Origin of the sequence: Arthrobacter sp. KBS0702, assembly GCF_005937985.2 — a bacterium.
GTDB lineage: Bacteria > Actinomycetota > Actinomycetes > Actinomycetales > Micrococcaceae > Arthrobacter.
This window is the reverse complement of the sequence record NZ_CP042172.1, coordinates 157,514-169,149: the sequence shown is the minus strand read 5'-3', so window position 1 is coordinate 169,149 and position 11,636 is coordinate 157,514. Positions and strand designations below refer to the sequence as shown.

Sequence of the window (11,636 nt, the reverse complement as noted above, 5' to 3'; positions counted from 1 at the left end):
CCGCTGCCGGGACCGGCGGATTCCCGCCTTCAAATTCCGGGCGGTAAAGTAGTCCCCATGCGCGGGTCATCGTCACGTTCCAGGGCCGGCAGACAACGCCCGTGTACGCCTCGTCCGGAGACCGGTAACCCCACGTGAAGCTGCGCCTTTTTCCCCAGGAGCCCGCAGGGCTGAACCTGCTCTCCCAGATGGCCCACCAGATAGCCCTCGCCACGGGAACCCTTTCGGAGATCCTGGGCGCCCCCGCCAGCGAGCATTCGCGGCTCGTGGAGGACATGCACGACCACGAAGCCAAGTCCGCGGAACTGCATTTTGCCCTCCTGACACACATGCGCACCAGTTTCCTGAACCCGCTCCCCCGCGAGGACATGTACGCGCTTTCCCGCTACCTCAACGAGGCGATGGAAAAGCTGGACGCCGCCGCGGACCTCGTTTTCCTCTACAAGCTGGAGCGGCTGCCCAAACGCGCGGCCGACCAGCTGGAAATCATCAGCCGGCAGGCCGAACTCACGGTCGACGCCATGCGACAGCTGAACAATCTGGATGACCTTGAGGATTACTGGATCGAGGTCCTCCGGCTCACCAAGCGGGCGGAACGCACCCACCGGGTCTGGGTGGCTGACATGCTCAAGGACATGAAGTCGGCCCAGTACGCCCGCAACCGCGACATCGCGGACCAGCTCGTGGAAGTCACCAAGGACATGCGGCGGATCGCCACGCAGGTGGGCAGCATCATCGTCAAGGAATCCTGAGGTGTCCCTCGCCCTCTTTGCCCTGGTGGTTCTCTTCGCCGGGGCGTTCGCCTTCCTCAACGGTTTCCGGGACGTTTCCTCCTCGGTTGCCCTCGCGGTCCGGACCCGGGCCCTGACCCCCACGGTCGCGGTGCTGCTGGCCGGGTTGTTCAACTTCGTCGGCGCCGCCCTCAGCGCGGCGCTGGCGCTGGCGGTCAGCCGGACCTGGGTCATCCTCCCGCCGGGGGCGAACGGGCTCACCATCCTTGTTGCCGGGCTGCTCAGCGCGGTCCTGTGGGGCATCTACAACTGGTGGCGCGGCATTCCCTCCTCCTCGACCCACGCGCTTGTGGGTGGCCTGGCCGGGGCCGGCGTCGCCAGCGTGGCGGTGGGCGGAAACTCGGTGGTGGGCGCGGACCAGTCGCTGCTCTTCCAAGTGGTGCTGCCCCTGCTGATCTCCCCGGTCATCGCCTTTGTGGGCGCCTACCTGCTGGTCTGGCCCGCTTCCTGGGCGGCCCGCTACACCCCGCCGAGCGTGGTGAACAGCAGGTCCCGGCGGGCACAGGCCGTCGCCGCTGGCGCGGTGGCCTTCGGCCACGGCCTGCAGGACGGCCAGCGCACGAGCGCCGTGCTGATCCTGGCGATGCTGGCCGCGGGACTGCCCGACGGCGGCTCCACGCCCGCGTGGGTGGCACTCCTGACCGCCGCGATGCTGACCGCAGGCACCCTCGCGGGCGGCTGGCGGATCTCCTACACGATCGGCTATCGGCTGGTCAGGGTTGACCCGCTGCGCGGGTTCGTCGCCCAGCTCTACAGCAGCGTCATCCTGCTGGTGGGCGCGATCGGACTGCACTGGCCGGTTTCCACCACCCACACGGTGACTTCGGCCGTGCTGGGGGCGGGCGCGAACCAGCGTTATACGGGGACCGACCGGCGGCTGGTGCTACAGGTCCTGGCCTTCTGGGCCCTGACCCCGCTGGTGACCGCGGCGGCCGCCTTTGTGCTGGAACTCGCCCTGTCGCCCCTCACCAGGCTCTAGCACCCGGCGGCTGCCGGTTATCCGAAGCGGCCGGAGACGTAATCCTCGGTGGCCTTGACGGTGGGGTTGCTGAAGATGGTGTGCGTGTCGCCGTATTCGATCAGCTTGCCGGGCTTGCCGGTGCCCGCGATGTTGAAGAACGCCGTCTTGTCCGAGACGCGGGCGGCCTGCTGCATGTTGTGGGTCACGATCACCACGGTGTATTCGTCCTTGAGCTCGTTGATGAGGTCCTCAATGGCGAGCGTGGAGATGGGGTCCAGCGCGGAGCAGGGCTCATCCATCAGGATCACCTGGGGCTCCACGGCGATGGCGCGAGCGATGCAGAGGCGCTGCTGCTGGCCGCCGGAAAGTCCCGAGCCGGGCTTGGCCAGGCGGTCCTTGACCTCGTTCCAGAGGTTGGCGCCGCGCAGCGAGCGCTCCACGAGGGAGTCCGCCTCGCCCTTGGAGATCTTCTGGTTGTTCAGCTTCACGCCGGCCAGCACGTTGTCCCGGATGGACATGGTCGGGAACGGGTTGGGCCGCTGGAAGACCATGCCGATCTGCGAACGCACCGTCACCGGGTCCACGCCGGGGCCGTAGAGGTTGTCGCCGTCGAGCAGCACCTCACCCTCCACCCGGGCGCCGGGGATGACTTCGTGCATCCGGTTCAGGGTGCGCAGGAACGTGGACTTGCCGCAGCCGGAGGGGCCGATGAAGGCGGTCACGGACTTGGCGTCGATGCTGATGTTGACGTCCTCGACGGCCAGGAATTTGCTGTAGTAGACGTTGAGGTCTTTGACGTCGATGCGCTTAGACATGCTGTTCCTTCACTTGTGGAGGTAGGGACCGGGTGCCGGCGATGGCCTAGCGGCCGGTCTTCGGGGCGAAGATGCGTGCCACCAGGCGGGCGCCCAGGTTGAGCAGCATCACCAGGATGATGAGGACCAGGGCCGCGCCCCAGGCGCGCTGGTCGGAGGGACCCGGGTTGGACGGGGAGGTCGGGTTGAGGATCTGCGTGTAGATGAAGGTGGGCAGCGACGCCATCCAGCCGCCAAACACGTTGTTGTTGATGGACGTGGCGAAGCCGGCCGTGACCAGGATCGGGGCGGTCTCACCGATCACGCGGGCGATCGCGAGGGTGACGCCGGAGGCGATGCCGGAAATCGCCGTCGGGATGACTACCTTGAGGATGGTCCGCCACTTGCGGACGCCGAGGGCGTACGCGGCTTCGCGGAGTTCGTTCGGAACGATCTTGAGCATTTCCTCGCTTGAGCGGACCACCACCGGGATCATCAGGACGGACAGCGCGACGGCGGCGACCGCGCCGGTCTTGGTGCCGGGGCCGACGACGGCGAAGAAGAATGCCGCGGCGAACAGGCCAGCCACGATCGAGGGGATGCCGGTCATCACGTCGACGAAGAACGTGATGGCACGGGCCAGCGCCCGGTCCTCGCCGTACTCGACCAGGTAGATCGCGGTGAGCAGGCCCACCGGGACGGAGATCACGGTGGCGAGCAGAGTGATCTGCACGGTGCCTACCAGCGCGTGGTAGATGCCGCCCATCACGGGGGCGCCTTCGTCGACGCTCTTGTTGTCGAACGCGCCGGTGACGCCGTTCATCGAGGTGCCCAGGAAGCCGGGGTCCAGCAGGCCGGGGAGGCCCTTGACCAGCACCGTCCAGATCACCGAGATCAGCGGCAGCAGGGCAACCAGGAAGGCGCCGACCACGAGGCAGGTGGCGAGTTTGTCCTTGGCCTTGCGGGAGCCTTCCACGACGGCGCTCCAGCCGACGAGCCCGGCAGTGAACAGGATGGCCGAGACGACGCCCCAGCCGAAGGCGTTGAAGCCGATCAGGGCCAGAACGGCCGCACCGATGACGAGGGCCAGGACCAGCACGATGTACGGCGCCGCCTTGGGCAGCTGCCCTTTAGTCAGGGCCGAGCGTTTGCGGACCGGGGTCAGGGTGGAGGTCATTTAGTTGGCTCCCGAGAATTCTTTGTGCCGGGTGATGATCCACCGGGCAATCATGTTCACGCCCAGTGTGATGACGAACAGCACCAGACCGGCGGCGATCAGCGTGCTGACCTTCAGGCCGCTGGCCTCGGGGAAGTTCAGGGCGATTTCGGCGGCAATGGTCTGGTTGCCGGACTGGATCAGGCTCGCCGTGAGGGCGCCCGAGGACAGGACGAGGGCGACGGCCATGGTCTCGCCGAGGGCGCGGCCCAGGCCCAGCATCACGGCGCTGACGATTCCGGGGCGGCCGAACGGCAGCACGGCCATCCGGATCATTTCCCAGCGGGTGGCGCCGAGGGCGAGCGCGGCCTCCTCGTGCAGCTTGGGGGTCTGCAGGAAGATTTCGCGGGAGAGCGAGGTGATGATCGGCAGGACCATCACCGCCAGCACGATGCCCGCGGTGAGGATGGTCTTGCCCGTGGCCGAGGCCGGGCCCTGGAAGATCGGCAGCCAGCCCAGGTTGCCAGCCAGCCAGGTGTAGGCCGGGGAGATTTCCCTGGCCAGGAACGCGGCACCCCAGGCGCCGTAGACCACGGACGGGATGGCGGCGAGCAGGTCGATCACGTAGCCGAGGCCGGATGCCAGTCCGCGAGGGGCGAAGTGCGAGATGAAGAGCGCGACGCCGATCGCGACCGGGGTCGCGATCACGAGGGCGATCACGGCGGCGATGAGGGTGCCGATGACGATCGGCCAGATGTAGGCGAAGAAGCCTTCGCCGCCCTGGATCTTGTCCGGGGACGCCACGAGGGCCGGGATTGCCTGGATGACGAGGAAGAGTGCCACGCCGAAGAGCACGGCAAGGATCAGGCACCCTGCGGCCAAGGTGGCTGCGGAAAAGACTTTGTCTCCGGCGCGGCCTGCGCCCCGGGACGTGGTCAGGGAGGTGGTGGTCACTTCACGATCCTTCAGCTTCGATCCGAACCGGCGGCCGCACGGATCTCTCCGGGCCGGCGGCGGATCTTTGGGTACTTCGGACAAACGCCTAGGTTCCCTGTCCCGGGCGGGCGGTCAATAACCGCCTTTTCGGAACAGGGAACCTTGGTCAGGCTGGTGTTTCCACTATGCCTTGCGGCGCAAGAGAACCCTAGGACTTGGCCTTGATGGATTCGATGGACTTGAGCGCCTTGTCCTGCAGCGCCTTGGACAGCGGCGCGGACTTGGCGGCGTCGGCGGCGGCCTTCTGGCCGGCGTCGGAGACTACGTAGCTTTCGAAGGCCTTGACCAGGTCCGCGGTTGCCTTGGTGTCGTAGGTGCCGCAGACGACGTGGAAGGAAACCAGCACGATCGGGTAGGCGCCTTCGATGGTGGTCTTGCGGTCCAGCTTGATGGAGAGGTCGTTGGCGCTGCGGCCCTCGACCGGCTTGCCGGCGTCGACGGCCTTAGCGGCTGCCTCGGCGGAGATCTTGGTGAAGGAACCGCCGACCTTGATCTGGGCGACGCCGAGCTTGCCGCTGACGGCGGAGTCATCGGCGTAGGTGACGGCGCCGGGGGTGTCGGTGACGGTTTTGACGACGCCGGAGGTGCCCTTGGCGTTCTCGCCCTTCAGGGACGCAGGCCAGATGCCGGATGCCTTGTCGGTCCAGACGTCGGACGCGGCGGCTGCCAGGTAGTCCGTGAAGTTCTGCGTGGTGCCGGAGTCATCCGAGCGGTTGACCGGGGTGACCTTGAGGTCCGGCAGCTTGGCGTCGGGGTTCAGCGCGGCGATGGCCGGGTCGTTCCACTTGGCGATCTGGCCGCGGAAGATCTTGGCGACGGTGGGCGCGTCGAGCTTGAGCTCCTTGAGGTCGGGCAGGTTGAAGGCCACCGCGATCGGGGAGATGTAGACCGGGATGTTCAGCGCGCCGTCGGGGCCGCACTTGGCCTTGGAGGCGGCGACTTCCTCGTCCTTGAGGTAGGCGTCGGAGCCGGCGAACTGGGCCGAGCCGTCGATGATCGCCTTGCGGCCGGCGCCGGAACCGTCCGGGGAGTACTGGACGTTGGCACCCTGGTTGGCGGAGGCGAAGTTGGTCTTCCACACGTCCATGGCTGCACCCTGCGCGGAGGAACCGATGCCGGTCAGCGTACCGGTGACCTTCGGGCCGGAGGCGGCCTGGGTGCCCGCAGCGGTGTTGGTTGCGTTGTCGGAACCGCAAGCGGTGAGCGCGAGAGCGCCGGCTGCGATGACAGCGATGGCCGCGTTGCGGCCGAAGCGTGATGCCTTCACTAGATGTACCCCTTCCAGGGTTATTCAGATGCGTGCCGGACCGGAGACGTCCGAACAAAAAGACGGTGGATACGGTTTGTACCTCTACCGAAGTTAGGTGCCCCAAGTGAAGAGAATTGCGGTCCAAAGTGAACGGCGGGTGAACGACTCCCGGCCATTCGTTGACATCTGACGGGTTGCGGTTGCGTTGTGTGCGTCACAGTCGTAGGGGCCGCGGCCTGCGGTCCGGGCGCCGCGGACTGCAAATAGACTGGTAGGCATGGCCCCCGCTACTGGACTTACCGCAAGCGCACGATTCCTGCGCGGGCGGGTCCGCACCGGATTTGTCCGGAGCCGCAAGTCGCTCCTGCCGGCGATCCAAATGACAGCCTGCGCCGTCGGGGCCTATGCCTTCGCCGATAAGGTTCTGGGCCATACCGGGCCGCTGTTCGCCGCCACCTCCTCCCTGATCGCCCTGGGCTTCTCCCGCGACCCGCGACTGCGACGGGTGGTGGAGGTGGGCCTGGGCTGCACCATCGGCATTGTGGTGGGCGACCTGCTGCTGCACTGGCTGGGCGCGGGGCTCTGGCAGGCCGCCGTCGTGCTCCTTTTCTCGATTCTACTGGCGCGGTTCCTGGACAGCGGAACTATTTTCACCACGCAACTGGGCTTGCAGTCCCTGCTGGTGGTGCTGCTGCCGGCACCTGCGGGAGGGCCGTTCACCCGGAGCATCGACGCGGTGGTCGGTGGTGTGTTCGCCCTGCTGGTGACCTTCCTGATTCCCAAGGATCCGCGGCGCGAACCCCGCAACGACGTCAAGAAACTGCTGCATGAACTGGCCGAGGTGCTGCGCGAATGCGCCTCGGCCCTGACCCACAGCGACTCCACCCAGGCCTGGCACGCGCTGATCCGCGGCCGCAACTGCCAGCCCTTGGTCGACGCGATGCGCCAGACGCTGCGCGCCTCCGGTGAGGTCGCCGCCCTGGCGCCCGCCTACCGGCGGCACCGGGAGGAGCTGGACCGGCTGGCGCAGTCGGTGGACTTCATTGACCTCGCTCTGCGCAACAGCCGCGTGTTCGCGCGCCGGCTCACCAGCGCGATCAACCATGCCGCCCTCTCGGACGAGGCGACCGAGAACATCGCGGAGGTCCTGCAGGAGACCGCGGCCGCGATCGACGAACTGGGGCTGGGTCTGGCGGAGGTGCAGGACGGCGCGCGGCGCGCCCACCTGCGCACCGCCCGGGTGGAGCTGAGCGAGACGGCCGGCCGGCTGCACCCGCGGCTGCTGGACGTGCAACGGCTTGAAGGCGAAACCGTCGTGATGCTCTTCCGCCCGCTGATGGTGGACCTTCTCGAGGCCGCCGGCATGGATCCGGACGAGGCCCGCGACATCCTGCCCGCCCTTTAAGGCCGGCGCGCGCTTCCCCGCGGGGCGGACTCCCCGGTTGCGGCGGTGCCCGGAAGTGCTAGATGCAGGAGTGGTCGTAGTCGAACCCGCCGGAAACATACTGGACGAGGCTGACCTTGCCGCCGCCGGTCAGCGCGGGGTCGGCGCAGCCGCGTTTTGCCAGGGCGAGTGACCTGGCCCCGGCGAGCCAGCTCGGCAGTGTGTAGAGGTTGCTGGCGGAGGGCACAGTGCCGACAATCTGGTCCCACTGGCTTCGGCTGGAGTAAAGCCCCGTGCGCGCTCCGATGCTGGCGAAGTACGCCGCCATGCCCTCCAGGTCCGCCCGGTTCGCCAGGGTTTCCTGGGACCAGCTGTTGCCGGTCTCGACGTCAAGCCACCACATGTACGACGCCGGGTTGCTGACGCCCCGGATGGTGGCGTCGTCATAGGCCTTCGCGTAACCGTACATGTACGAGCAGGCGGCTCCATAGGATTGCCCGGTGCACTCCCCGTAAGGGTTGGCCACGGTGGTCCCGCCATAGGTGTTGCTGCTGGGCCACCACGACCCGGACGCCCCGGGATTCGCGGTGTTGACGTACAAGGCCACCAGCGGCTGGCCGGTTCCGCCCTTCGAGGTGCCGGCCCAGGTCAGCTGCGTGCCGAGGCACGGGTTTGTGGTGTTGGCCAGGCCGTTGTTGACGCCGACGATGCCGAAGGTCTGGCCTTTCGGCAATGCCTTGCCGCACTGCGGCCACGAGACGTCGTTGCCGGGACCGGGTGCCGTGGCCGCCTCGGCGGGCAGCGCGGCAAACGCCAGCACCGCTGCTGCGGCTGCGGCCAGGACCACCCGGAAATGCCACCGGGAAACAGCTGGGTTAGGAGTAGACATGGTCGGCCTTCCGTTAGTGCCTTGGCACGGCAGGAACCCAGCATGGGCGGTCGAGGCGTGCACCGTCAAGGCTCCCCCGCAACGGACGCCGGCCGCCCCCAGGCGGGGCTCCGGGACGGATGTCGGCGCCCCCGGTTAGGGTTGAGCAATGGCAACAAAGACAACCCGAGCCGCCAAGGCGCCGGGCTATAAGTGCGCGGAATGCGGCTGGACCACGGCCAAGTGGGTGGGCCGCTGCGGCGAATGCCAGGCGTGGGGCACCGTGGAGGAGACCGGCACCGCTGTGGCGCGGACGACGGCGGCGGCCACCGTTCTGGAACCCGCCCGCCGGATCGCCGACGTCGATGCCACAACGGCCGCGTTCCTCCCCACCGGGGTGGACGAGCTGGACCGGGTGCTGGGCGGCGGCTTGGTCCCCGGCGCGGTGATCCTGCTGGCGGGCGAGCCGGGCGTGGGCAAATCCACGCTGCTGCTGGACGTCGCGGCCAAGTTTGCCCGCACCGCCCAGGACGTCCTCTACGTCACCGGCGAGGAGTCGGCCGCCCAGGTGAAGCTGCGCGCGGACCGGATCGACGCCGTCGCCGAATCGCTGTACCTGTCCGCCGAAACGGACCTCGGCCAGGCACTGGGCCAGGTGGAAAAACTTGAGCCGAGGCTGCTGGTGGTGGATTCGGTCCAAACCCTGAGCAGCGCCGACGTCGAAGGCAGCGCCGGCGGCGTTTCCCAGGTCCGCGAAGTCGCGGCGTCCCTGATCGCCGCGGCCAAGCGCCGCAACATGACCACCCTGCTGGTGGGGCACGTGACCAAGGACGGCTCCATTGCCGGACCCCGGCTGCTCGAGCATCTGGTGGACGTGGTCTGCCAGTTCGAGGGCGAGCGGCACTCCCGGCTGCGGCTGCTGCGCGCGGTGAAGAACCGCTACGGCCCTACCGACGACGTCGGCTGCTTCGACCTGAACGAGGACGGCATTGTGGGCCTGGCCGACCCGAGCGGCCTGTTTGTTTCCCGGACCAAGGATCCGGTCTCCGGCACCTGCATCACGGTGACCCTGGAGGGCCGCCGCCCGCTGCTGGCCGAGGTCCAGTCCCTGCTGGCCGAGAGCGCCAATGCGCAGCCGCGGCGGGCCACCAGCGGGCTGGACAGCTCGCGGGTGGCGATGCTGCTGGCCGTCCTGCAGCAGCGTGCCGGTTGCCTGCTGCACAAGGACGACTCCTACGTGGCGACCGTGGGCGGGGTGAAACTCAGCGAGCCGGCCACGGATCTCGCCGTGGCCCTGGCCGTCGCCTCCGCAAAGGCCAGGAAACCGCTCCCGCAGCGGCTCATCGCCTTCGGCGAAGTGGGCCTTGCCGGCGAGGTCCGGCCGGTGCCCGGGATCAACCAGCGGATCCAGGAGGCCCACCGGCTGGGGTTCACCCATGCGGTGGTCCCCGCCAGCCCCAACGGCCCCGGCCCGGTCCCGGCAGGCTTCTCGGTCCGGGAGGTCAGCCACCTGGCCGAGGCCCTGGGCCTGCTGATCAGCTGACGGCCGGCGCCGGGCGCCCCGGAGGCGACTTAGGACCCTAGCACTCAGGTTCCTTCGGGCGCACGATTGGAACAGGAGCTTCCAGCGGCGAAGGGACCGGTCATGATGTGGGGGTACGGGCAGAACCTGGGGTGGATGTGGCTCTGGGGCATGCTGCTCCTGGTCGGAATCGCAGTGCTTGTGCTGCTCGCGATCCGGGTCTTCGGCGGCCCCGGCCGCGGCGGCCTGCCCGGGCACGGGCAGCCCGGGCCCTATGGCGCGCCGCCCGGCCGGAGCCCCGGAACCCCGGGGGGCCGAAGCCAGGCCCGGCTGATCCTCGACGAGCGCTTCGCAAGGGGCGAGCTGACGGCGGAGCAGTACCGCGAGCATGTGAAGGAACTCGGCGAGGGCACGTAGTGCCGCCGATCAGCCGCCGGAACGCCCTGCTGCTGGGCGGCCTCGGAGCCGCCGGGACCATTGCCGGCGGTACCGGACTGTGGCTTTCCCTCAACTCCGGGCCTGCGCCGGTCACCGGGCAGGACCTGGCCCAGCCCGGTGCGCTCCGCAGCTCGGGCGGCGTCCTCGCCGCGACCCTTGAGGCGGCCCCGGGACGGCTGCAGCTGGCCGGGCGGCTGGCCGGTGCGTTGGGCTACAACGGCGGCACCCCGGGCCCACCCTGCGGCTCCGGGCCGGCGAGGTGCTCAGGCTCCGGCTCTTGAACAAACTCGCCGAACCCAGCAACCTGCACCTGCACGGGCTCCACGTATCTCCCGAGGGCAACGGAGACAACCCTTTCGTGACCGTGGAACCGGGCAGCAGCTTCGACTACGAATACCAGCTCCCGGCCGGGCATCCGCCGGGCCTGTACTGGTACCACCCGCACCATCACGGAATGGTGGCGGACCAGATCTTCGCCGGGCTTTTCGGCGCCATCGTCGTCGAGGATCCGGAGCCCGTGCCGGCGAGCGCTGAACGCATCCTGATGGTCTCCGATACCAGCCTCGACGCCGGGGGCAACGTGGCCGAGGCCACCGAGCCGGAGCGGATGGCCGGGCGGGAGGGCGCCCTCCTGCTGGTCAACGGACAGGCCAATCCCCGCCTGGCGGCGCGTCCCGGGGAACGGGAGCGCTGGCGGATCGTCAACTGCTGCGTGGCGCGGTACCTGCGGTTGCGGCTGGACGGGCAAGAGTTGCAGCTGCTGGGAATGGACTCCGGGCGGTTCAAGTCGCCGTCGGACGTGCACGAGGTGCTGCTGGCGCCGGGGAGCCGGGCGGAACTGCTCGTCACGGCCGCCGCCGGGGAATCCGTGCTGCGGGCACTGCCCTACAACCGGGGAAACATGCCCGGGATGGCCGGCCGCGGCATGGGTCTCGGACAGCCGGAGGGCGCACCAGCGGATCCTGCCGGCACCGCCTTGGCGACTCTGCTGGTCGCCGGCGACCCCGCGTCCCCAGCCGCCGCCGTTCCCGCCGGGCCGGCACCGCCCGAACTCGGCTCCGCCGTCGTGGCCGCCCGCCGGCAACTGGTCCTCGCCACCCCCATGGGGATGGGTGGGGGCATGGGCCCGATGGGCTTCAGCATCAACGGGCGGACATTCGACGAGAACAGGACGGACACCGCCGTGGCCGCCGGGACCGTCGAGGAGTGGACCCTGGTCAACCGAAGCCCGATGGACCACCCGTTCCACCTGCACGTGTGGCCGATGCAGCTGATCGCGGAAAACGGCCGGCCCGTGGAACCCGCCGGCCTGCGGGACGTGGTCAACGTGCCGGCCAACGGCCGGGCCACGGTGCGGATCGCGTTCCGGGATTTTTCCGGCCGCTCGGTCTACCACTGCCACATCCTGGACCATGAGGACCTCGGCATGATGGGCGTGATCGAGGTGCGTTGACGCCGCTCTGCTGAGTGGCGCGGC

General features: G+C 68.8%; 12 protein-coding genes. 7 read left to right on the top strand and 5 right to left on the bottom strand.

Annotation, left to right across the window (positions count from 1 at the left end; genetic code table 11):
- The first annotated feature begins 134 nt into the window (after positions 1 to 134).
- Positions 135 to 752, top strand: coding sequence for a DUF47 domain-containing protein (locus FFF93_RS00810; RefSeq protein ID WP_138767758.1), 618 nt, complete (start codon positions 135 to 137; stop codon positions 750 to 752).
- A 1-nt stretch (position 753) separates the two neighbouring features.
- On the top strand, positions 754 to 1,770 hold the full coding sequence (locus FFF93_RS00805; protein WP_138767759.1) for an inorganic phosphate transporter: 1,017 nt from the start codon (positions 754 to 756) through the stop codon (positions 1,768 to 1,770).
- A gap of 17 nt (positions 1,771 to 1,787) precedes the next feature.
- Here FFF93_RS00805 and pstB read toward each other — a convergent pair whose 3' ends face one another.
- The 4 genes from pstB to pstS all read right to left on the bottom strand — a co-directional run bounded on the left by pstB (position 1,788) and on the right by pstS (position 5,965).
- Positions 1,788 to 2,567: a phosphate ABC transporter ATP-binding protein PstB gene (gene pstB / locus FFF93_RS00800; protein WP_138767760.1), complete on the bottom strand. Its 780-nt coding sequence runs from the start codon at positions 2,565 to 2,567 to the stop codon at positions 1,788 to 1,790.
- A gap of 46 nt (positions 2,568 to 2,613) precedes the next feature.
- A complete protein-coding gene (gene pstA / locus FFF93_RS00795) occupies positions 2,614 to 3,723 on the bottom strand; it encodes a phosphate ABC transporter permease PstA (RefSeq protein ID WP_138767761.1) in 1,110 nt (369 codons plus the stop codon).
- Positions 3,724 to 4,656 carry a phosphate ABC transporter permease subunit PstC gene (gene pstC / locus FFF93_RS00790; protein WP_138767762.1) on the bottom strand — a complete coding sequence of 311 codons (933 nt, stop codon included), beginning with the start codon at positions 4,654 to 4,656 and terminating at the stop codon, positions 3,724 to 3,726. It abuts the gene before it with no gap.
- A gap of 190 nt (positions 4,657 to 4,846) precedes the next feature.
- Entirely contained in the window at positions 4,847 to 5,965 is a 1,119-nt protein-coding gene (gene pstS, locus FFF93_RS00785) for a phosphate ABC transporter substrate-binding protein PstS (protein WP_138767763.1), read from the bottom strand.
- Between the two features lie 259 nt (positions 5,966 to 6,224).
- Between pstS and FFF93_RS00780 the strand changes: the two genes are divergently transcribed.
- Complete coding sequence (locus FFF93_RS00780; protein WP_138767764.1) at positions 6,225 to 7,352, top strand: aromatic acid exporter family protein; 1,128 nt, start codon at positions 6,225 to 6,227, stop codon at positions 7,350 to 7,352.
- Positions 7,353 to 7,410: 58 nt separating this feature from the next.
- Here the strand turns inward: FFF93_RS00780 and FFF93_RS00775 are convergent, their stop codons facing one another.
- Positions 7,411 to 8,220 (bottom strand): hypothetical protein, encoded by an 810-nt coding sequence (locus FFF93_RS00775; RefSeq protein ID WP_138767765.1) that lies wholly within the window; start codon positions 8,218 to 8,220, stop codon positions 7,411 to 7,413.
- 148 nt (positions 8,221 to 8,368) lie between these two features.
- On the opposite strand from FFF93_RS00775, the gene radA reads away from it, so the two are divergent.
- The 4 genes from radA (at position 8,369) to FFF93_RS00760 (ending at position 11,612) form a co-directional block, all read left to right on the top strand.
- Positions 8,369 to 9,742 carry a DNA repair protein RadA gene (gene radA / locus FFF93_RS00770; protein WP_138767766.1) on the top strand — a complete coding sequence of 458 codons (1,374 nt, stop codon included), beginning with the start codon at positions 8,369 to 8,371 and terminating at the stop codon, positions 9,740 to 9,742.
- Positions 9,743 to 9,844: 102 nt separating this feature from the next.
- Positions 9,845 to 10,138: an SHOCT domain-containing protein gene (locus FFF93_RS00765; protein WP_138767767.1), complete on the top strand. Its 294-nt coding sequence runs from the start codon at positions 9,845 to 9,847 to the stop codon at positions 10,136 to 10,138.
- A complete protein-coding gene (locus FFF93_RS17185) occupies positions 10,138 to 10,440 on the top strand; it encodes a hypothetical protein (protein ID WP_315851466.1) in 303 nt (100 codons plus the stop codon). The genes FFF93_RS00765 and FFF93_RS17185 overlap by 1 nt, the downstream gene beginning before the upstream one ends.
- Entirely contained in the window at positions 10,398 to 11,612 is a 1,215-nt protein-coding gene (locus tag FFF93_RS00760; protein ID WP_315851479.1) for a multicopper oxidase family protein, read from the top strand. Before FFF93_RS17185 ends, FFF93_RS00760 begins: the two co-directional genes overlap by 43 nt.
- The last annotated feature ends 24 nt before the right edge of the window (positions 11,613 to 11,636 follow it).

Excerpts from the sequence above, each read along its gene's own strand:
- pstB (WP_138767760.1), bottom strand. The coding sequence starts at position 2,567 with ATGTCTAAGCGCATCGACGTCAAAGACCTCAACGTCTACTACAGCAAA.
- pstA (WP_138767761.1), bottom strand. The coding sequence starts at position 3,723 with ATGACCTCCACCCTGACCCCGGTCCGCAAACGCTCGGCCCTGACTAAA.
- FFF93_RS00780 (WP_138767764.1), top strand. The coding sequence starts at position 6,225 with ATGGCCCCCGCTACTGGACTTACCGCAAGCGCACGATTCCTGCGCGGG.
- FFF93_RS00775 (WP_138767765.1), bottom strand. The coding sequence starts at position 8,220 with ATGTCTACTCCTAACCCAGCTGTTTCCCGGTGGCATTTCCGGGTGGTC.
- radA (WP_138767766.1), top strand. The coding sequence starts at position 8,369 with ATGGCAACAAAGACAACCCGAGCCGCCAAGGCGCCGGGCTATAAGTGC.
- FFF93_RS00765 (WP_138767767.1), top strand. The coding sequence starts at position 9,845 with ATGATGTGGGGGTACGGGCAGAACCTGGGGTGGATGTGGCTCTGGGGC.